Raw genomic sequence first — 20,947 nt, 5'->3', positions numbered from 1 at the left:
AGTCGAGCCATTAATGATGTATCCATACCACCATATTTGGCACGCCATTTATAAAAGGTAGCATTACTCATGCCGTGTTCACGGCAAAGGGTCGCTACAGGTGTGCCAGATTCTGCCTGTTTCAAGATGGACATGATCTGACTGTCAGTAAATTTAGATGTTTTCATGCAGAATCTTCTGCTCGTATCTTAAGAGAAAATTCTACTTTTAGATCCTATTATTTTTAGGGGGGATTACCATAAGTAGAAGATGAAAATTAAAGATTAACTTTCATCTTCCAAAATTTCACGGAATATTTTTTAAATATTCCCAAGGAAAAATACCTTTATCATGCCCATCACTGAAACAGATTTGAATACCATAACCTTGATGATTTAATTCTGTCACAAATACATGTTGATCATGAGTCAGGGCTATATTTTTAATACGCTTTGAACGACAGAATGCACATGGGCAGATTTCACGTAATCGTTGGTAAGAAAAACGTGCTTGATAATCAGGCCAAATAAAGTCTATAGCCTGTGATTGCACATCAACTTTAAGTTCAGGCTTAACTGCTTGCATGGCATTCTCGAATTTGATTTAAGCTAATACGGATGGCTTTACGAACTTCGGGATCTGGATCTAATTCATGAGCTTTTAGTAAAATTTCTGCTTCTTGGCCACCAATTTCTCCTAAAGCCAGTGCAACTTCTTTACGTAAATTACTAATTTCATAAAAAAAGTTATCCGCTAATCCATCAATAGCTTTAACAGATTTTAATAAACCCAAACTACGCACGGCTGGTATTCGTACTTGCCAATACGAATCAGACATTAACTGGATGAGTTGATCTTCAAGCGCAATTAATTTTAATTTACCAACGGTCAATGCTGCTTCAATACGCAATTGCCAGTCATCAGCAGATAAACCATGCTGTAATGCGTCAATAATATTTTGTGTAGGCTGCTTACTATATGCTAAGCCCCCGGTAGCAATTCTACGTGTTTCTAAATCACTTTCCTGTTTGGCAATATGCGCCAAACTATCTAAAGCGGATTCTAACTGTAACCAGCTCAAAGTGCTGACTGCTTCACGTCGTACGAGTACATTTTCATGATGTATATTTGACAGAATTTTTTCAAATAAACTGACCACACGTAAGGGTTTCAGAGCGCGTAAAATAGCGACTTTTACTTCAACGGCATCCTCATTAAGAAATGGTGCGAGTACAGTTGCCGCCTGAGGATTTTTGACTTCACTTAAACTTTGTGTGGCTGCCTCAATCACTTTCTTTGACTCATCAGAAAGTGCATGTGCTAGCGCGAGAAGACTGGTTTCATCTTCCCACCCCTCTAAACGCTTAGCCGCTTCTTCTCGTACAATTTCAGCAGGGTCATGTGACAAAGCATGATAGAGCCAAGGCAATAACTCTTCCCGCTCTTCATCTGCAATATTCATCAATGTAATAAAACGAATTTTTTCATCATCTTGATTCAGCTGATCAAGTAAATCTAAATCATCTTCATCAAGTATTTCTAGTTGTGGGTAATTGGGATTCATGAATGATTTAACCTTCTGTAACAGCTTTTTTCGGGAGACCTAGGGGATTCAAGCGTTTTAAATTGCTTAAGTCATCATGTTTAAGCGCCTGCATACAGTATTTTTTCAGCTCCACAAATTCAGGCGTGGTCACGATTTCAATATCTCGTGGACGTGGGAAACTTAATGGGATTTCTTCAATAATTCGTCCAGGTCGATGACTCATAATCAAAACACGGTCTGATAAATAGAGTGCTTCATCAATATCGTGGGTAATAAAGAGCACTGTAGTTCTGATGTTCTGCCAAATTTCCAAAAGGAGTTGCTGCATATGGACACGCGTTTGCGCATCTAATGCTCCAAATGGCTCATCCATAAGGAGAACTTTAGGCTCATTAATCAAGACACGTGCAATTTCGACGCGTTGTTGCATCCCACCAGAAAGTTCAGCAGGAAATTTTTGCTCAAACCCTGTAAGGCCGACCAAATCAATCATTTGCTTAGCTTTTTCTAGACGTTCCTTAGTAGGTATGCCTTTCATTTTTAAGCCAAATGCAATGTTTTCGATAATACTTTTCCACGGAAATAATGTGTGGTGTTGAAAAACAAGCCCTCGATCCGGATGCGGTTGATGCACGACTTCATGATCAACTAATAAATCACCTGACGAATAACCTAGATGGCCTGCTAAAGCACCTAATAAAGTGGATTTACCGCAGCCTGAAGGTCCAAGCAAACAGATAAACTCTCCTGGTGGAATATGAATATTGACATGATCCAATGCTTGAAAACGTTGTTCGCCTTTACCTAAATGCAGGCATAAATCACGTATTGTTATTTCACCTTGCATTAAGATTTCCTCATTTGATACCAAGGCGTAAATTTATGTCCTAATCTGCGTACAATAAAGCTACTGAACATACCTAAAGCACCAATCAACAGCATACCTACAACGATGCTGCTATAGTTTTGTAGGGTAAAAGATTCCCAAGTAAAATAACCAATGCCATGTTGTCCTGAAATCATTTCAGCTGTAACAAGACAGAACCAACAGGTGCCCATCCCAATGGATAAACCCGTAATGACGTTAGGTAAAGCACCTGGAATGATGACTTCACGAATAATGGCTAAGTTGGTTGCACCTAAACTTTTTGCAGATGCAATTAAACGTGGATCAATCGCATCTACGCCATGAATGGTATTCAGTAATATTGGAAATAATGCGCCAATAAACGTAATGTAAATCATGGATGCTTCTGAAGAAGGAAAAACCAAGATGGCTAATGGAATCCATGCCACAGCAGGAATTGGTCTCAACACTTCTAAAGGTGGCATTAAGAATGCTGCAATGCTCTTAAATTGACCAATGAATAAGCCAAGTAAAACACCTACACCTGAAGCCAATAAAAAACCTACGAGCACCCTAAAAATACTTGAGCTCACATGAGCCCATGCTGTGGGTAATTGTAAAAATCGTAGGATGGCATCAACAACTGCTAATGGCGTTGGCACATGACTAAAATTAACCACACCTAAATTAATTTTATTCATTGCCAAAATTTGCCATACAACTAAACTCAGCAAGATCGCAACTGTGCCCATCAGAAGCTGATTCAGCTTCTGATGGCGCTCTGTGAGCCAACGCATCGTTGTATGCGCATTCACACGTTTAAAATTTTGTTCGGCAATGCTATTCACACCGATATCCCTCATTGTTGGCTAATCGCTATACAACGTTTTTTAGTTCACGAGCTGTTTGACAGCGTTAAAATCGTAGACTTTGCCACCTTGAGCTTTAGCCCACTGAGTTGCATCACCTTTCAGTAAAAATGCATGAATTTCACCAGCACGGTTGGTTGCAAACCAAGCTAAATTGGATAACAACTTGATATCATTTAGCGCATCTTGGTTATAAACCACACGCACAGATTTACCTGCTGATTCAATCGCTTTTAAATCCTTAAATGCGTGTTCTGGAGTTTCATAATGACGTACCTTTTCTTCACCTTTGACCCAAATTTGAGTCACGCGATGAAAGGTTTTAATCTCTTCACCTGTAAGTGCATCTTTGGACACTAATGGAGATTTGCCATAATTATTTAATGCTTGGCTGTAATCTAAGTCAGATGCTGCAAAAGCATCTTTGATATATTTGTCTTGAATAAACGTGTTGATATCAACGTTTCCGTTATTTTTACCCAGATATTGCAGTGTATCGACAGCGACTTGTGTTGCCTGCTTGTATTCAGTTTTCCACGTTAAGTCACGCGTTTGTAAGCCGAGCGGTCCATGGAATAAATAAATAACCTCAGCTGGAATACCCGTTTTCTCAGCGATGACTTCGCTGTATTTTTCAGGTTCTTTTTGTACCAGTTGATCGGCTTCTATCGTCGCTTTTAAGTAGGCTTTTATCACTTCAGGATGCTGTTCAGCATATTGCTGATTGGCTAAGACGCCATGAAATGTTGCTCCTTTGGCTTGAGAACCATCGTAAATTTTCTTAGCAACTCCCTGGTAGGCAAAGAGTTCACCAAATGGAACAAAATCCGCATGTGCATCAATCTTATTACTCTTTAAAGCAGGTCCAGCAACTTCAGGTGCCTGAGCAATAATCTGTACGTCTTTATTTGGCTCCCAGCCTTGTGCTTTTACTGCACGAAGCAATAAACCATGAGCCGTTGATGCGAACGGTACTGAAATCGTTTTACCTTTTAATTCAGCAAATGACGTCACATGAGATTGATTTGGAACCACAATAGCATTACCACTGCCTGTGGTACTACCAGAAAGCGGCGCCAAGAAAATACTGGCTTTGCCTGCTTCTTGAAAAGCGACTAAATTATTGACCGCTGGAAATTCTGCCATGACCCCTATATCTAAGCGGTCTGCAACCATTTCGCTCGTTAAGGGCGCACCAGATGTAAAGTTTTTCCATTGGATATCATATTTAACATTTTTATAATCACCCTCTTTAGGAAGGTGTTTCTCTAACAAACCTAACTCTCTAACCAATAAACCGCCTGTCGCACAGTTAATTGTCGTATCTTGTGTTCCAATCGCAATTCGAACCTTACTCACTGGTGCATCAATGCTGCTCTGCTCTTTACTCGTACAGCCTATAAGCCCAACTGTACCTAGTACCACCATGCTACTTAATAATATTTTTTTAGCTGCGAATGTAGACATTTTTTCTCTCTATTTTAATAAATACGGAATATTTACGTGGATTGCATCTGTTGGACAGTCTTTTTCACACGGCATGCAATACCAACATTCATCAAATTGCATAAAGGCTTTCTGGGTAACTGGATCAATTGCCAACAAATCCATTGGGCAAACATCTACACATACGGTACAACCTTTGTCTGCAATACATTTATCTTCATCGACTAAAACGGGTGCAACGGTGCGGTGTTGAACTTCTTTAAATATTAGGGCCATATTTTTTCCTGATTCATCTGTCAAAAGCAGTGATTTAGCGACCTGCCTTAGATTGCTTCGGCTGCTTTCAAAGGTTGATCTTTTTGAATACGTAATTGGTTATAAGAATCTTTTTCTTGTGCCTCGATTGGCACAACATAAGGTTCAACTGGTTTTTTAAAGCTAACCATGTTGTCGTTTTCATCTTTTTTAAGATGCGTATGGCAGAACCAATCGCTATTATTTGTTGCTGGAAAATCAGCACGATAGTGATACAGCCCCCAACGACTTTCAGTTCGGAATAATGAAGCGCGTGCAGCCATTTCAGCACAGTCACGAATGAAGGAGACTTCAGCTGCTCGCATAAGTTCATGTGGGTTGTTGGCTTTAATCTGCGCGATATCGTGTTTGATTTCTTCAAAACGACGTAAGCCAATTTCTATTTTTTGTCGTGTTTTAGGGGGTTGTAGATAGTCATTCACAAATCGACGTAATTTGTATTCGACTTGATCTGCTGGTAAACCTTCTTTTACTTCTAGTGGTGCATAAATTCGTGCTTTTTCAGCCTCAATGTCTGCCTGATTCAGCTCACCCGAATCAATATCTGTAACATATTCTGCGGCATTCTCACCAGCGAACCAACCATAGGTAAATGCGCCCAACATATAGTTATGAGGAACCGCAGCCATATCACCAGCGCTGTATAAGCCTTTTACAGAAGTCTCTGCTTTCTCATTGACCCAAACACCAGAAGCACTATGTCCACTACAGAAACCAATTTCTGAGATATGCATTTCCACCATATCTTTGCGGTAATCTGTGTCACGTCCTTCATGGAAACGACCGCGACTTGGACGTTCATTCGTATGTAGAATTTCTTCAATTGTTTTAATCGTTTCTTCAGCTAAATGATCCATTTTCAAGAATACAGGACCATGACCACTCTGTAATTCTTGATAAAACTCCCACATCATCTGACCACTCCAGTAGTCACACTCAATGAATCGTTCACCTTTGCTGTTTGCCGTATAACCACCTAAGGGGCCTGTTACATAGGCACATGCTGGACCGTTATAATCTTTAATTAACGGGTTGATTTGGAAGCATTCTAAGTTCGATAACTCTGCGCCAGCATGGTACGCCATGGCATAGCCATCACCTGCATTGGTTGGATTCTCATAAGTTCCCATGAGGTAACCAGAAGACGGTAAACCTAAACGTCCTGCTGCACCACAACATAAAATTGTAGCTTTGGTTTTAATGACATAGAACTCTCCCGTTCTACAGTCAAAGCCAAGTACGCCATTGATCGCACCCTGCTCATTTTTCAATAATTTGGTGGTCACGATGCGATTATTAATTTTGACTTGGACACGTTTCATTTGGCGATACAGGACTTTCTTTACATCATGCCCTTCAGGCATCGGTAATACGTAAGCACCCATATGATGAACTTTCTTTACCGCAAATTCGCCCGTCTCATCTTTTTCGAACTTGATGCCCCACTGATCTAATTGCTGAATCGTGGTAAAACTATGTTTTGCGTAAGCATAGATGGTGTTTTGATTCACAATGCCATCATTGGCAATCGTGATTTCTTTGGTGTATTGCTCGGGTGTGGCATATCCTGGGATGACTGCATTGTTTAGACCATCCATCCCCATAGAAATAGCACCACTGCGTTTCACATTAGCTTTTTCAATCAGTAAAACACTTAAATTGGGATTCGCTTGTTTCGCTTTAATTGCTGCCATTGGACCTGCGGTGCCGCCACCGATCACTACAATGTCATACTCTAAATATTTGGTATCCATAAGATTCCTTTTGCTTTTTTCTAGCTGCATTAACGGAAAATGCGTAATTGGTACTGGAAACTTTCACCTGAGAAATACAGGTATTCATAATCAATAGGTTGGTTTTTTGCATCGTGCGTTAAACGTTCAACATGTAAAATAGGTGTGTTCACATCTACCGCAAGTAGTTGTGCAAGCTCATCATCAGCTTGAATGGCATCAATATTTAAATCGGCATAACCAAGTGGAATAGATAAGTCACGCTCAATCGCACTAAAAATATCAGTACTGCGTAAATCCACTTCTTTCTCTACTAATTGTTCACCTACCGTTGCAGGTAAATAAGTCAATTCAAATGACACAGGTTCATTATTGAGTAAACGAACTCGTTTAATTTCTACAACTTGACTACGTACAGAAATTTTCAGTTTAGATGCGACTTGTATAGGGGCTTCAATGAATTTTACAGAAAGCACTTCATTTAAAATTTGATGTCCTGTGTGAGACATGGCTTCAGCAAAACCCTGTAATTGAGTAATGTTTTGGTATACCTTTGGCTTACTCACAAAAGTACCTTTTCCATGAACTTTGAATACCAGCCCTTCTTGTGACAACTTATGTAAAGCTTGACGCACTGTGATACGGCTTACACTGAATAATTCTGAAAGCTCGTTTTCTGAAGGCAATTGACTTAGCGGAGGATATTCACCCTGTTGAATTTTGCTCTGCAATTGTTCTTTCACTTGTTCATACAAAGGCTGCTGGCTATTTTTGCTGGTAAGATCAGACATGTTTAATTAACTTGTTATAACAACTTGAGCAAACAATAATTAATGTTCTAAAGAAATGGAAATACCAAGATGTGATTTATTTATGAAAATTAACGATGAAAAGTAAAATAAGTGTTTATTATTTAAAGTAATTTATAATTATTAAAAAAATATAAGATAGATAATCTAAATAATGGTTCATGAACCAGTGATTATAAAATTTGTTATTAAAGATATATAATTTACTGATATTTAAATAAAAATATTGATGATTATTTTATGAACTAGACCTTAGGTAAACATAAGTTAAATAAATAACACCTGTCATTTTGTTCATTATTTCTGATGTGGCTTTGATGGCTTAAGTCGTAAAATTGAAATTAGATGTTTTTGTATAGATCCAAGTGTTAAGTCATCATTACGGTTTTTACGTACCACACCATTGGCACGTGAAAAAGTTGAAAGCTTATATTTGTATGTCTTACGTCAAAAAGCCAAACAAAAATCGTAGCTATCAAAACTCAGCATAATATTTTATACCAAACAGAAAACTAAACTTATTGAATAGCCAATGATTTTGTAGATACCTTTCAATTAGTGGTAGACTGCCACCACTCTCCTGGCAAAATTTAGTCTATATCCCTATGGTTTATTTAAAAACTTATTTTCTATCTTTACTAGACTGTATGATCAAAATCATACTGGCACTCAACACTGTAAATTTGAGAATGAATCTGTACGTACAGACTCATTCCCTATCTATAAAGATATTAGAAATAGCTACATAGAGTTTATTTCTAGTTTATTCAAATTAGTCGTTCAAATTAGGCTTTACTATGGATGAACAATAATTTTTACAGCCGATTCATTATTATGAATCAACGTTTCAAAGCCTTTAGAAACAAGATCATCTAATGCAATACGTTGGGTAATAAAAGGTTCTAGATTAATCTTACCTTGCTCGACTAAACGGATAGTTTCCTGATGATCATTTACATAAGCAATCGTGCCACGAATATCTAGCTCTTTCATCACCACACTATGTACATTAATTGTGGCAGGATGGCTCCAAATAGAAACGATAACGACTACACCAGTTGGTTTCATTGCTGCAACGAGTGTATCCATGACTTTATTGACACTACTACATTCAAAAGCGACATCTACACCGCGGTCTTCTGTAATTTTCATTACCTCAGCAACTACATCAACCTTAGATGGGTCTAGTACATAATCGGCAACACCCGCTTCTATCGCTTTTTCTTTACGTTTTGCACTCAGTTCAGTAATGATGACCGTGAGACCTTTAGCCTTTAAAATAGCAGATAAAAGTAAGCCTATTGGGCCTGCTCCACCAACCAGTGCGATATCGCCAGCTTTTGCGCCACTTCTGACATAGGCATGATGACCGACAGATAAAGGTTCTATCAATGCTGCTTGGTCTAAAGGAATATCATTTGAAATAGGATGAACCCAACGCCGCTGAACTGCAATTTTTTCAGAAAGACCACCACCGCGTCCGCCTAAACCAATAAAGTTCATATTTTTTGATAAATGATACTTATCATTGGGGCCAGTCGGCACATCGTCAGCAATGATGTAGGGTTCAACTACGACATGTTGCCCAATTTGGATATCATCTACACCCTCTCCAACTGCATAAACCACGCCTGAAAATTCATGTCCCATTGTTACAGGTGCAGATTCTCCCGAAATTGGGTGTGGGTGACCACAAGGTGGAATAAAAATAGGACCTTCCATGAATTCATGTAAATCTGTACCGCAAATACCACACCACGCAACTTGAATTCCAACTGTGCCTGGAAGTACTTTCGGTTCAGGAATATCTTCAATTCGAATATCCCCTCGATCATAAAAACGAGCTGCTTTCATTGTGTATTCCTTATGTTGATATTAACGGTAAACCATTCCACCATCTGTCAAAATAGACTGACCTGTAATATAGTTTGCATCCTCGCTGGCTAAAAATGCAACTAATGCAGCCACGTCATCTGGTGTTTCAGCACGTCCTAAAGCAATACCATCTACATATTTTTTATACGTTTGACCAATTGGTGCACCTGTAATTTCAGAGAACCGCTGATCTATTTCGACCCACATGTCAGTACCCACAACACCTGGACAATAACTATTTACAGTAATTTTAGCACTGGCATATTCTTTAGCCGCAGCTTGCGTCAATGCACGAACTGCAAATTTAGTTGCCGAATAAACACCGAGCAAAGCAAAACCTTCATGACCTGCTATTGAGCATGCATTAATAATTTTTCCAGCCTGTTGGCGTTGTTTAAATTTATTTGCTGCGGCTTGAATCCCCCAAAGTACACCACCGACATTGATGTTCATAATTTGGGTAAATTCACTCGGCGTTACTTCTGCCAAAGCTTTGACTTGTGCAATACCTGCATTATTAATCATGATATCAAAACCATTAAGTGTCGATTCTGCATGATTAATAGCGTCACTGATTTGTATTGGATCTGAAATATCCGCAATAAATGTGGTGGCTTTTACGCCAAAGGCTTCAACCTCTTTTTGAACAGTATTTAACTTTTCTTGATGAAGATCGACCAAGGCAATATGAACACCTTCTTGTGCTAAACGTAAGGCAATACCACGTCCAATGCCTTGTGCCGCACCCGTAATTAAAGCAACTTTGTTGTTTAAACCTCTAGGCATGTTGCGACTCCTTAAATATGGATTGCACGTTGCATCGCCGACAAGACCGACTCATGCATCGCCTCAGACAAAGTAGGATGAGGGAAAATGACCTGCGCTAAGCTTTCATCTGTAGCTTCTAGGTATTTCGCGATGGCAAAACCTTGAATGTGTTCGGTGACTTCATGTCCAACCATGTGAGCACCCAACAATTCACCCGTTTCCTGACTAAAAATGGTTTTAATAAATCCTGCGCTATCGCCCAAAGCCAATGCTTTACCATTCGCTTGTAAAGGAAACTTACCCACATTGATATTCAAGCCCGTAGCTTTCGCTTTCTGTTCGGTCAAACCAATACTGGCCACTTGTGGATGGGTAAAGATACAGCCCGGAATTTGTGTACGATCTAAAGCATGTACATGACTTAGGCCTGCAATTTTCTCCACACAAAGAATGGCTTCATGACTGGCTTTGTGTGCCAAACACGGTGCACCTGCGACATCACCAATTGCATAAATGCCCACTACATTGGTTTTACACCATGAGTCGACTTTAATAAAACCATTCTCAAATTCAACTCCCAAAGCTTCTAGGCCAAGATTTTCAGCATTCGGTTTCACGCCAATAGCTGAAAGCACCTTTTCAACAGTAATGATTTGCACACCTGTGGCAGTTTCAATATGACAATGTACTTGAGCCTGATCAGTTTCTATTTTTTTTACAGTCGCTTCGGTTAAAACCTGCATACCCTGCTGTTCAAATTGCTTTTGTACATACTTCGCAACTTCAATGTCTTCGCTTGGGAGAATCTGTTTTGCAATATCAACCAAGGTAACTTGGCAGCCTAAGTCTTGGTATAGGCTTGCAAACTCACTGCCTATAGCCCCCGAACCAATGACCAGTAAAGATTTTGGTAATTGTTCCGGAACTAAAGCCTCTTTATAACTCCAGACCTGATGGCCATCTACAGGAATATGAGGCAAATTGGCCGCACGTGCGCCTGTTGCGACAATAATATGCGGTGCAGAAATCTGCTGTTTTTGACCATTCGCATCTGTAAGCTCTAATTGCTCTTTGGCAATAAACTGAGCTGCTGCGTTAAAAACAGTGATTTGATTTTTTTTCAGTAGTTGACCGATACCTTGCACGAGTTGCTCAGAAACCTGTCTGCTATGATGGACCAGTTTTTGAATGTCAAAATCAATCGCGTTAAGCGTAAAGCCAAACTGCCCAGCATGTTTGAACTGCTGCGCAAGCGCAGCTCCGCTCAATAAAGCCTTGGTTGGAATGCATCCCCAATTAAGACACACTCCACCTAAGTGTTGTTTTTCAACGATTGCCGTTTTTAATCCCAGTTGCGCTGCGCGAATCGCAGCGACATATCCTCCAGGACCAGCACCAATAACCACAAGATCAAATTGTGTATCTGACATGGCTATTCCTCCTACACCAAAATTAATGCAGGATTTTCGACAAACTGCTTCAATGCCGATAAGAATTGAGCACCCAACGCACCATCAATGACACGATGATCACAAGACAATGTTGCGGTCACCATTTCACGAACAACAATCTCATCATTTTCAACGACAGCACGTTTCTCTGCTGCACCTAAGGCTAGAATTGCACCTTGAGGCGGGTTAATAATTGCATCAAACTGTGGAATACCAAGCATGCCCAAATTGGAAATACTGAAACTGCCCCCTTGAAACTCATTAGGTGCCAATTTTCCAGTTTTGGCACGTGTCGCCAGATCACGCATATCATTGGAAATTTGCGCCAAAGATTTACGGTTCGCTGCTTTAATAATTGGCGTGATCAGTCCATTTTCGATGGCTACAGCAACCGAAATATCAGCCTGTTCAAACTGTAAAATCTGCTGATTCTCTTCATCAAACTGAACATTAACTTGTGGAACTTTAATCAGTGCAGCAGCAGCAGCTTTAATCAGCATATCGTTAATGGACAGTTTGACTTGCGGTACAGTACTGTTAATTTGCTGACGCAAAGCCTGAACAGACTCAACATTTAAGTCTATCGTTAAGCGAAAATGTGGTGCATTGCGTTTTGCCGCTTGTAGCCGTGCAGCGATTGCTTTACGCATACCATTCATAGCTACGGTGGTGAATTTTGCAGACTCTGTTGGATGCGTATACTCAGTATGTTGAGCTTGTACAGGATTTTCCCGTTGATATACAGCTTCAACATCTTCCTTACAGACTCGTCCACGTGAACCCGATGCACGACAATCATGCAAATTAATGCCCCATTGTTTTGCCAAACGGCGGGCAACAGGTGTCGCCAGAACATCACTGTCATCTGCTTTAGATTTCGCGGCTTTCGTGCTGGCTTGATGACGTACATCTGGCCAAGAACCACCAGCAGCTTGAACTGCGGCCTGAATATCTTGAACGCTGATACGGCCTTCACGTCCAGAACCCGTAATCTGAGCCAAATTTACATTATGCTTTTCAGCCAATTTCAAGGCATGTGGCGTTGCAAAAATATCATCGCTTTGTTGGTAGCCTTGTAACGCAGCAGGAATAGAATATCCGCCCTGATGAGTCACCGCTTTTGATCCATTACCAACACTGTTCTGTTTAGGAGCAGATTGTACTTTGGTTTCAACTTGAGCCACATCGACTTTTTCAGGAACCGCTGCTACCGCTTTATTTTCAGTTACAGCAGGTGTTCCACCTAAAGACTGTGCAAATGCTTCAACTTCTGCATCGGAAACTTGAGCGTCTGCACAAATTGCAATGATTCCACCTACGACCAGTGTGTCACCATCGTTAGCAATAATTTTTCGTAGCAGGCCATCAAAAGGTGCCTCCAATACATTGACGATTTTTGTGGTTTCAATTTCACAAATTTCCTGTCCTTTACTAAATTGGGTACCTTCCTGAATCAGCCATTGGGCAATCGTACCCTCTTCCATGGACAAACCCCATTTTGGGATTTCTAAAGTTTTAATTTCGCTCATCCTAAGCCTCCAACGTCTTGCGTACAGCCTGTTCGATGCGTTCTACACTAGGTAGCCATTCTTTTTCTAGTACTGGTGAAAATGGTACGGGTGAGTGTGGTGGAGTGACTAATTCGATTGGTGCTTTAAGATAATGAAAGCCTTTCTGGGCAATAAGCGCAGCCACATCATGTCCGAAACCACAACGTGCTGCTGATTCATCTACAATCACCACACGACCTGTTGAAGCTACTGACTCTAAAATGCCATCTTCGTCTAATGGTGAAATGGTTCTAGGGTCAACCACTTCAACCGAAATGCCTTCTTTTGCGAGCTTATCAGCGACTTCATTGGCACGATGCACCATCAAACTTAAGGCTATAATGGTGATATCTGTGCCTTCACGGGTGTAATTTGCGACACCAAAAGGAATAGTGTAGGACTCATCTGGCACTTCGCCCTTAATGTCGTACAACAACTTGTGCTCACAAAAGACTACTGGGTCGTCATCTCGAATGGCTTGAATCAACAACCCTTTTACATCATAGGCACTTGAAGGCACCACCACTTTTAAACCAGGCACTGAGGCAAACACGTTATATGGCGACTGAGAATGCTGCGCTGCTGCGGAAAAACCTGCACCGATCATGCCTCGTACAACGAGTGGCGCTTTGGCTTTGCCACCAAACATATAGCGGAATTTAGCCGCTTGGTTATACAGCATGTCATAACACACGCCGTAAAAATCCATAAACATTAAATCTGCCACAGGTCTTAAACCCGTTGCAGCAGCACCTGCCGCCATACCAATAATCGCTGATTCTGTAATTGGAGTATCAATGACTCGTTCAGAACCAAATTCAGTCCATAAGCCTTTGGTTACACCAAGTACACCGCCAAAACCTTCCAGCTTATTATCATCGGTATTTTTACCACCATGTCCACCACGAACATCTTCACCGACCACAATGACACTTGGGTCTCGGCGCATTTCTAATTCAATTGCTTCTTTAATCGCGTTTCGATAACTTTTATTTGGCATTTTTCTACTATTCCTTTAGTAAGAGACGTATACATCGGTAAGTAACTGAGAGGCTTCTGGGTACTTAGCTGCACGTGCCTTTGCAACGGCATCGTCTACATTGGCTTTAGACTGAGCGTCAATCGCATCGAGCTTGGCTTCGTCAATTTTGTCTTTGACTTTTTCGCGGAATATTTTCAATGGATCTTTATGTTCTTTGACATAATCCAGTTCTTCTTTAGAACGGATAAGCCCTGGATCACCTTCAAAATGTCCATAAAATCGGTTGGTTACCGTTTCAATCACACTCGGGCCTTCACCACGGCGGGCACGTTCAATGGCTTTTTGTGCAACTTCATACACAGCAAAAAAGTCTGTTCCATCTACTTTTTCAGCGGGTAAGCCAAAACCTGCTGCTCGGCCTGCAATATCTTTACTGCCTACGGCATAATCATGTGCAGTACCTTCACCAAAACCGTTATTTTCAAAAACAAAAATGACAGGAAGCTTTAACACCACAGCCATATTAATGGCTTCAAAAGTTAAGCCCTGATTTGAACCGCCATCACCAGTAAAAGATAGACCAATCCCACCATTTTTGAGTGTTTTAGCACTTAAAGCTGCCCCAATAGCCAAAGGTGGACCACCACCTACAATACCGTTTGCACCGAGCATGCCTTTATCTAAATCCGCAATGTGCATTGAGCCGCCTTTACCACGACACAAACCATCATCTTTGCCAAAAATTTCTAACATCATGGCGTGAATGTCACAGCCCTTAGCAATACAATGTCCGTGACCACGATGTGTTGATGTAATGAAGTCCTTATCTGTTAAATTTTCACAAATCCCTACTGCAACAGCTTCCTCACCGCTATAGAGATGGATGAAACCTGGGATATCACCTGTATTGTTTTCATCGTGAAGTCGATCCTCAAATTCACGAATGTCGCGCATTCTTTTGTATGCTGCTAGCAATTGCTCTTCCGTTAATTGCATATCTTTGTTCCTTATTTACTACGCTTAAAAGAAAATCCAAAATTGAATAATTGGATTTTTAAATCGTATATTTATATAAGAATATTTTTACTTAATTTCATATTAGACTAAAAAAATATAATCCATAAAAAGATGAGATAAATATTAAAAACAGAAGGTTATGAAATTAAAAATTTTTGTAAAATTTTACAATAGTTCAATCACATACAAAAACAAACCTTTAACCAACCTTTGTTTTATATGATAAGTTTTTTGCCCTGTTTTAATATTATTAATCCATTTAAATCAGTTTATTTAATATCAGGGTATATATTAATTATTTTAAATGATGGAGTGTTTGTAATGGATTTAAATAACACAGTATTAACTGGAAAGAAGCTACGTGGCGCTGAAAAAATGGCGCGTATTCCAATTAAAGTTGTTCCAACGGAAACGACACCGAAAAAGCCAGAATGGATTCGGACTAAAATTAGTCAACCTGAGGAAGTTCAAATCATTAAGGATTTATTACGACAACAGGAACTACATACGGTTTGTGAAGAAGCGGCCTGCCCCAATTTGCCACAATGCTTTAGCGGAGGGACTGCAACGTTTATGATCATGGGAGATATTTGTACTCGACGCTGCCCATTCTGTGATGTCGCACATGGTCGTCCTAATATCCTAGATCCTAATGAGCCAAAGCATCTGGCTGAAACAGTCAAGAATCTAAACTTAAAGTATGTCGTGATTACTTCTGTTGATCGAGACGACTTAAAAGATGGTGGTGCACAGCATTTTGCAGATTGCATTCGAGAAATTCGTCAAACCAGTCCAGAGACTCTGATAGAAATTTTGGTTCCTGATTTTCGTGGTCGTGCAGATATTGCCCTGAAGATTCTGAGCCAAAACCCACCTGATGTTTTTAATCATAATATTGAAACCGTGCCACGTCTGTATAAAGCCATGCGACCAGGCTCTAACTATCAGCATTCATTGGATTTACTCAAGAAATTTAAACACTACTGTCCCGATATTCCAACCAAATGCGGTTTGATGGTCGGTTTAGGAGAAGTCGAGGCTGAGGTTATTGTCTTATTAAATGATTTGAAAGATTACCACGTTGACTATGTCACAATCGGTCAATACTTACAGCCATCTAAGTCTCATGCGCCAATTCATCGTTTTGTTACGTTGCAAGAGTTTAAGCATTATCAAACACATGGAGAGCGCTTAGCGTTTAAAAATATTTGGAGTGCGCCATTAGTACGATCAAGTTATTTTGCAGACCGTCAGTATTATGGAGAGTCTGTACCTGCCCCATATATACGTGAATGACTTTTCATTATTTACATGCTTCATTGATAAATATGACGGTTACGTTTATTAACATTTCAGATGGAAATAGTCATTTTCAGCCCATAAGAACCCTTTTAAAGTAACTCAAGGACTGGTAAAGCCAAAAGATATGATTTAATCAAGCAAAGATAAAAGCATTTAAAATCGAAGCAAGAAGAAATGACGTAAATCACTATAAATTTGGAAGCTTATTTCTAAAGTTTTAAAATATTACAGTCTCATCATAAAGGAATATGATATGAACCTGTTCAATACAGCACCTGCAAAAAAGCTGCAAACAACCCATTTAATTAATCAAACTACTGTGCATGCTGCCCCTGTTTTAGCATTGCCTCAAGAAGATAAAACGTCTTTATTCCGCCGTTCTATTCAGCATAATTATGCAGATTTACTCAAAATAGCAAATGATTCAGATATGGCGATTGGTCTTACAGATCATCACGGGACTCTCTTGTGGACATGGAGTAGTTCAGCGATGCTTTCTTCTGCTGAACAAGTTCATTTTATTGAGGGCGGACATTGGTCTACACAGGCAGTTGGAACCAATGCGATTGGTATGGTGTTAAACAGCCAAATATCAAGTTGCGTCTATTCTCATGAAAACCAAATGGACAGCGTTCGTGATTGGGTCTGTTATGCAGCACCTATCTGGGATCTGACTTCAGGTCAATTTCATGGCATTATCAATCTTTCCACAAAATATAAAAAACATACCCCTCTAGGCATTCTTGCTGTGGAACGCTGTGCAGACTTAATACAGCGTGCCATAAAATTTGAACAGAAAAATTTTTTATACATTAAAGCGCTAGGTTCGCCTTGGGTTCAATTTAATGGGCATACCTTGAACTTGAGTCACCGTCAAATTGAAATACTTTGCATTTTAGCTTTGCATCCCCATGGCATTGGCTTAGAAGAGTTACACTATGCCCTTTACGGTGAGCGTAGTGTCAGCCTAAAAACCCTAAAGGCTGAGCTTTCACAACTTCGTAGCCTATTACCTCATTCAATTGAGGCTCGCATTTATAGGCTTAGCTGTGAAGTCCAATGTGATTTTTTACGTGCTGAACAATCATTAAATGCAAATCTTATTTCCAGTACATTCTCGCTATATAAAGGTAGCTTTCTCTCTAAATCAGAAAGCCCTTTACTCAGCACTTGGAGACATTGTTTTGATGCCCGTTTAAGCCAGTTGATCTATCAAATAAAGGATATCGATCAATTATTAAGAATTATTGGGCAAACACATGATCGAATTGATGCGGTACAGCGTTTATTAGAGTTATTACCACAGGACAGTATCCACCGTAATTATTTTTCAAATCTGATTTAGATTTGATCTGTTGCTTCAATTCTAAAGTTTTATTGTGAAACAGATTGAAAAGGAAGCTTGATTTTCATACTCCTTTAATGAGAATGTACGATTAAGTCTGAACTAATACAGAATATCGCTTATAAAGCTTATAAATAAGCTTTTAGTTGTTCAAACAAGTGAGACCACCTCTTTTTGAGTAAACTTTTCTTTATCAATTTTCAGCACGTAGCGGGTATTACGCCCACCACCTTCCAGTTTATACAGCACATCGTTTTCCAAAAGCTCGGTTAGGTGACGTGTTGCTGTAGCCTTACTTACTCCAGTGAGCTTTTGATACTGTGAAGCATTAATTCCGAGAGGGAAATCATTCTCTTCGCCATTGAGTAAACGATTTAAAACTTTATTCTGGGCTTCATTGAATTCGATATGAGAATAAGTGCTCCAAAATTTCGCTTTAGTGATCGTTCGATCAAGTCGTAGTAAAGACCTATCGATACTTTTTTCTAAGGTGTTTAAAAACCAGACCAACCACTCATTGAGTGTATAAGTATCATTCTGGCATTTCTCAAGGACCTCATAATAACTACTACGATTTTCATGAATGGCCACGGACATAGCATATAAACGGATACTTTGGTGATCCATTTGAGCTAATGCTAAATCTGTAATAACACGCGTAATACGACCATTACCATCTTCAAATGGATGTAATGTCACAAACCAAAAATGAGCAAGTGCAGCTCGCAATAACGGATCAAGCATTACATCTTCTCTAGAACTATTGAACCATTCTATAAATTCATTCATTAGTCCCTGTAAATGCTCTCCACCCTCAGGTGCTTCAAAGTAAACCTTGGTAGTAGTACCATAAAGAGAACCACCAACAACCTGCATTGGTGCCTCGTTATCACGAATTTCTCCTACTTTGATTTTTTGCGCAGCATAATCAAAGCGTTCTATAGTTTGAAAAAGCCAGTTATGCCATTGTAATAAGCGCTCCATTGTTAATGGCGCATTATGATTGCTCACTGCATCCATCATGATATTGGCTAAACCTTCATTTTTATCTTGAATGGGTGCAGGATTTTCTTCTGTTACCCCTAAACGCCGAGCTAATGAGGATTTGAGTGAACGAACATTCAACTTCTCATCTTCAATGAGTGAGGATGCGACTAGATTTGTGAGCAGTGTATCTAATGGTAATGCCTCAGCTTCTGGTGATACTTTGCTCTCTCCGACTAATTGACCTATCTTCTTATGAATTAAACGTAATTTTACTGTGACAAGTGCTTCATCCCATTTAAATTTAGTCCAGTTTGCTTTTTGCCATACCCATTTTTTCATAAGCATTCCCCCCTACTGCATGAGTCTATTGTAACACCTATTCGGCTCATTTAGTGAGGAGCTATTAATTCAGTTATTCAGCTCATTTATGACTATTGACCTAATAAAACCTAGATTGTGAGCCGAATAATTGGCTTAAACAGCTCATATAATGAGCCAAATATACAGGTTATTCGGCTCATTTACTTCTTTTAGCCATTAGGTTGGTTATGTCAGCATTAACAGCGATTAAATATAATCCACACATTGAAGCTTTATATCAACGATTATTAAGCCAGGGTAAAAATAAAATGTGTGCTTTAGGTGCTGCAATGCGCAAGCTTATACATCTGTGTTATGGCGTTTTAAAACATCAGACTGCCTATCAAAGAGATTATTTATTGGTCGAATAATATCAAAACCTGATTGACTACCAAGACGCTATCTCATCTCAGAATATTGAGTCTCCGACAAACCTGGTACGGTTCAGTCAATCTCATAGTCTAGTTTGAATAAAAACTTATCTATGTACCTTCAATTTTAAGCATGGTTTGATTCTCTCTTTTCAAATAAATGGCCATGCAATACTCAGTAAAAATAATAGCCCTAATACGGTGCAACTAATTTGCCAAAAACGCAAAGGATCTCGTTCAATGATTGCTGGTGGTTTAGAGTTTAATAATTCTTTGGAAGGATGCATTAGATTATGAATGAGTTCAGATAAGGCCTCAAAACGATGTGTCGGTTCAATACTCAGCGCTTGGCCTAAAATTTTATCTAACCATATAGGTAAATCAGGCCGATATTTCCTGATGGAATAGTATTGAACTTTTTTAAGCTGCTTTAAACTGTTACAGCGAGCTAAATCTGTCCCATAAGGTAATTGTTTGGTCAGTAAATAATAGGCCATTACCGCCAAAGAAAATTGGTCTGAATGTACAGATGGCGAATGATCAATAAAATACTCCGGTGCCATAAATGCTAAGGTTCCGAGTGGTCGATTCGCATTTTTAGGATTAATTTCGACCAGGCCTCTTACTGCTGTTGAACCATAATCAATCAGTTTAATTTTCATGGCACTTTCTGTATTTAAAACAATGATGTTTTTTGGCCGTATATCCTGATGCAGCATCTCCAGCCGGTGCATTGCATTTAAAGCCAAAGCTGTTTGTTGCAAAATTGGTAAAATCTCATCGAGATTTAAAGGCTTTTCCTGGCGATGCAGCCATTGAGCCAAAGTTTCACCCTGTAAATATTCATAACATTGGAATAAATATTTTTTCTCAGTGTTATGTGGATAACACTGCATCAGGTTGTCATGCTTCAGACGTTTTGATACCCAATCTTCGAGTTGAAATTGCTCTACGACATACTTATCTTGCTGTAAATCTACCCCCAAAGTTTTTATAACCAAAGGCTGCTGCTGAGTATCGTGTGCCAAATACAGGCAACTGCGATGATTTTGGTGCAAAATCTTATCAATCACATAGCCTTCAAAAACTTCACCTTTACTGAGCTGTTGTGGAAATACATAATCCTGCTGAATATGAAACTGATTCAGTTCAGGCAACTGTTCTACACGGATCACCTGGAAACTTAAGTTATCATCACTGCCCTGTTCTAAAGCTTTTTCAACTAATCCTTTGGCAAGTTGATTTAAATCTGCATCTATTAAAGTTAAATCTAATAATTGTTGATCTGTGACAAATTCATAGACCCCATCGGTCATTAGTAAGGCGGATTCAAGCGGCAAGTGCAACAGTATAAAAACCAGACATAACTTCACTCGGTGTATACCAACCTAGGGT

18 protein-coding genes and 3 pseudogenes are annotated in these 20,947 nt (G+C 39.5%); 4 read left to right on the top strand and 17 right to left on the bottom strand.

Annotation, left to right across the window (positions count from 1 at the left end; all coding sequences use genetic code 11):
* The 9 genes from CF596_RS12925 to CF596_RS12885 form a co-directional block, all read right to left on the bottom strand.
* A partial coding sequence (locus tag CF596_RS12925) for a transposase (protein ID WP_143228692.1) occupies positions 1-167 on the bottom strand: 167 nt, incomplete at its 3' end.
* A gap of 118 nt (positions 168-285) precedes the next feature.
* Positions 286-564, bottom strand: a complete 279-nt coding sequence (locus CF596_RS12920; protein WP_096902715.1) for a DUF971 domain-containing protein — start codon at positions 562-564, stop codon at positions 286-288.
* Positions 551-1,543 (bottom strand): HEAT repeat domain-containing protein, encoded by a 993-nt coding sequence (locus CF596_RS12915; RefSeq protein ID WP_096902714.1) that lies wholly within the window; start codon positions 1,541-1,543, stop codon positions 551-553. Before CF596_RS12915 ends, CF596_RS12920 begins: the two co-directional genes overlap by 14 nt.
* A 7-nt stretch (positions 1,544-1,550) precedes the next feature.
* Positions 1,551-2,372, bottom strand: a complete 822-nt coding sequence (locus tag CF596_RS12910) for an ABC transporter ATP-binding protein (RefSeq protein WP_096902713.1) — start codon at positions 2,370-2,372, stop codon at positions 1,551-1,553.
* Positions 2,372-3,169, bottom strand: a complete 798-nt coding sequence (locus tag CF596_RS12905; protein WP_096902716.1) for an ABC transporter permease — start codon at positions 3,167-3,169, stop codon at positions 2,372-2,374. The genes CF596_RS12910 and CF596_RS12905 overlap by 1 nt, the downstream gene beginning before the upstream one ends.
* A gap of 93 nt (positions 3,170-3,262) precedes the next feature.
* Complete coding sequence (locus CF596_RS12900) at positions 3,263-4,708, bottom strand: ABC transporter substrate-binding protein (protein ID WP_096902712.1); 1,446 nt, start codon at positions 4,706-4,708, stop codon at positions 3,263-3,265.
* Between the two features lie 9 nt (positions 4,709-4,717).
* The gene (locus CF596_RS12895) at positions 4,718-4,963 is read right to left on the bottom strand and encodes a ferredoxin family protein (protein ID WP_096902711.1); all 246 of its coding nucleotides are present in this window, start codon (positions 4,961-4,963) and stop codon (positions 4,718-4,720) included.
* Between the two features lie 47 nt (positions 4,964-5,010).
* Positions 5,011-6,756, bottom strand: a complete 1,746-nt coding sequence (locus tag CF596_RS12890; protein WP_096902710.1) for a fumarate reductase/succinate dehydrogenase flavoprotein subunit — start codon at positions 6,754-6,756, stop codon at positions 5,011-5,013.
* 29 nt (positions 6,757-6,785) lie between these two features.
* Positions 6,786-7,526, bottom strand: a complete 741-nt coding sequence (locus tag CF596_RS12885) for a GntR family transcriptional regulator (protein WP_096902709.1) — start codon at positions 7,524-7,526, stop codon at positions 6,786-6,788.
* A gap of 328 nt (positions 7,527-7,854) precedes the next feature.
* On the opposite strand from CF596_RS12885, the pseudogene CF596_RS12880 reads away from it, so the two are divergent.
* A pseudogene (locus CF596_RS12880) lies at positions 7,855-8,016 on the top strand (VF530 family DNA-binding protein); the annotation flags it as partial.
* 323 nt (positions 8,017-8,339) lie between these two features.
* Here CF596_RS12880 and CF596_RS12875 read toward each other — a convergent pair.
* Genes CF596_RS12875 through CF596_RS12850 form a run of 6 tightly spaced genes read right to left on the bottom strand, consistent with a single transcriptional unit; the run spans position 8,340 to position 15,166 of the window.
* Positions 8,340-9,398: a 2,3-butanediol dehydrogenase gene (locus tag CF596_RS12875; RefSeq protein ID WP_004281883.1), complete on the bottom strand. Its 1,059-nt coding sequence runs from the start codon at positions 9,396-9,398 to the stop codon at positions 8,340-8,342.
* A gap of 21 nt (positions 9,399-9,419) precedes the next feature.
* Entirely contained in the window at positions 9,420-10,205 is a 786-nt protein-coding gene (locus tag CF596_RS12870) for an acetoin reductase (RefSeq protein ID WP_096902708.1), read from the bottom strand.
* An 11-nt stretch (positions 10,206-10,216) separates the two neighbouring features.
* Positions 10,217-11,617 (bottom strand): dihydrolipoyl dehydrogenase, encoded by a 1,401-nt coding sequence (lpdA, locus tag CF596_RS12865; protein ID WP_034705948.1) that lies wholly within the window; start codon positions 11,615-11,617, stop codon positions 10,217-10,219.
* 11 nt (positions 11,618-11,628) lie between these two features.
* A complete protein-coding gene (locus tag CF596_RS12860; protein WP_096902707.1) occupies positions 11,629-13,167 on the bottom strand; it encodes a 2-oxo acid dehydrogenase subunit E2 in 1,539 nt (512 codons plus the stop codon).
* A gap of 1 nt (position 13,168) precedes the next feature.
* Complete coding sequence (locus tag CF596_RS12855) at positions 13,169-14,188, bottom strand: alpha-ketoacid dehydrogenase subunit beta (RefSeq protein WP_048881927.1); 1,020 nt, start codon at positions 14,186-14,188, stop codon at positions 13,169-13,171.
* A 15-nt stretch (positions 14,189-14,203) separates the two neighbouring features.
* Positions 14,204-15,166: a thiamine pyrophosphate-dependent dehydrogenase E1 component subunit alpha gene (locus CF596_RS12850; protein WP_004812189.1), complete on the bottom strand. Its 963-nt coding sequence runs from the start codon at positions 15,164-15,166 to the stop codon at positions 14,204-14,206.
* Positions 15,167-15,508: 342 nt separating this feature from the next.
* Here CF596_RS12850 and lipA point away from each other — a divergent pair, with 342 nt between their 5' ends.
* Positions 15,509-16,483: a lipoyl synthase gene (gene lipA / locus CF596_RS12845; RefSeq protein ID WP_096902706.1), complete on the top strand. Its 975-nt coding sequence runs from the start codon at positions 15,509-15,511 to the stop codon at positions 16,481-16,483.
* Between the two features lie 259 nt (positions 16,484-16,742).
* Complete coding sequence (locus CF596_RS12840; protein WP_096902705.1) at positions 16,743-17,834, top strand: transcriptional regulator; 1,092 nt, start codon at positions 16,743-16,745, stop codon at positions 17,832-17,834.
* Positions 17,835-17,984: 150 nt separating this feature from the next.
* Here CF596_RS12840 and CF596_RS12835 read toward each other — a convergent pair whose 3' ends face one another.
* Positions 17,985-19,160, bottom strand: a complete 1,176-nt coding sequence (locus CF596_RS12835) for a Fic family protein (protein ID WP_096902704.1) — start codon at positions 19,158-19,160, stop codon at positions 17,985-17,987.
* A 203-nt stretch (positions 19,161-19,363) separates the two neighbouring features.
* Between CF596_RS12835 and CF596_RS12830 the strand changes: the two are divergent.
* Positions 19,364-19,552: pseudogene (locus CF596_RS12830) on the top strand (IS110 family transposase); the annotation flags it as partial.
* A gap of 152 nt (positions 19,553-19,704) precedes the next feature.
* Here the strand turns inward: CF596_RS12830 and CF596_RS12825 are convergent.
* Positions 19,705-20,874: pseudogene (locus tag CF596_RS12825) on the bottom strand (protein kinase); the annotation flags it as partial.
* Positions 20,875-20,947: the final 73 nt, after the last annotated feature.

The sequence above is a fragment of the Acinetobacter sp. YT-02 genome (assembly GCF_002412355.1).
Lineage (GTDB): Bacteria > Pseudomonadota > Gammaproteobacteria > Pseudomonadales > Moraxellaceae > Acinetobacter > Acinetobacter towneri.
The sequence above is the reverse complement of the archived record's forward strand: the minus strand, read 5'-3'. Positions and strand labels throughout refer to the sequence as shown.

Coding starts and splice junctions, on each gene's coding strand:
- lpdA (WP_034705948.1), bottom strand. CDS start 11,617: ATGTCAGATACACAATTTGATCTTGTGGTTATTGGTGCTGGTCCTGGA.
- CF596_RS12920 (WP_096902715.1), bottom strand. CDS start 564: ATGCAAGCAGTTAAGCCTGAACTTAAAGTTGATGTGCAATCACAGGCT.
- CF596_RS12905 (WP_096902716.1), bottom strand. CDS start 3,169: ATGCGTTGGCTCACAGAGCGCCATCAGAAGCTGAATCAGCTTCTGATG.
- CF596_RS12885 (WP_096902709.1), bottom strand. CDS start 7,526: ATGTCTGATCTTACCAGCAAAAATAGCCAGCAGCCTTTGTATGAACAA.
- CF596_RS12910 (WP_096902713.1), bottom strand. CDS start 2,372: ATGCAAGGTGAAATAACAATACGTGATTTATGCCTGCATTTAGGTAAA.
- CF596_RS12900 (WP_096902712.1), bottom strand. CDS start 4,708: ATGTCTACATTCGCAGCTAAAAAAATATTATTAAGTAGCATGGTGGTA.
- lipA (WP_096902706.1), top strand. CDS start 15,509: ATGGATTTAAATAACACAGTATTAACTGGAAAGAAGCTACGTGGCGCT.
- CF596_RS12895 (WP_096902711.1), bottom strand. CDS start 4,963: ATGGCCCTAATATTTAAAGAAGTTCAACACCGCACCGTTGCACCCGTT.
- CF596_RS12915 (WP_096902714.1), bottom strand. CDS start 1,543: ATGAATCCCAATTACCCACAACTAGAAATACTTGATGAAGATGATTTA.
- CF596_RS12860 (WP_096902707.1), bottom strand. CDS start 13,167: ATGAGCGAAATTAAAACTTTAGAAATCCCAAAATGGGGTTTGTCCATG.
- CF596_RS12840 (WP_096902705.1), top strand. CDS start 16,743: ATGAACCTGTTCAATACAGCACCTGCAAAAAAGCTGCAAACAACCCAT.
- CF596_RS12855 (WP_048881927.1), bottom strand. CDS start 14,188: ATGCCAAATAAAAGTTATCGAAACGCGATTAAAGAAGCAATTGAATTA.
- CF596_RS12875 (WP_004281883.1), bottom strand. CDS start 9,398: ATGAAAGCAGCTCGTTTTTATGATCGAGGGGATATTCGAATTGAAGAT.
- CF596_RS12850 (WP_004812189.1), bottom strand. CDS start 15,166: ATGCAATTAACGGAAGAGCAATTGCTAGCAGCATACAAAAGAATGCGC.
- CF596_RS12870 (WP_096902708.1), bottom strand. CDS start 10,205: ATGCCTAGAGGTTTAAACAACAAAGTTGCTTTAATTACGGGTGCGGCA.
- CF596_RS12890 (WP_096902710.1), bottom strand. CDS start 6,756: ATGGATACCAAATATTTAGAGTATGACATTGTAGTGATCGGTGGCGGC.
- CF596_RS12835 (WP_096902704.1), bottom strand. CDS start 19,160: ATGAAAAAATGGGTATGGCAAAAAGCAAACTGGACTAAATTTAAATGG.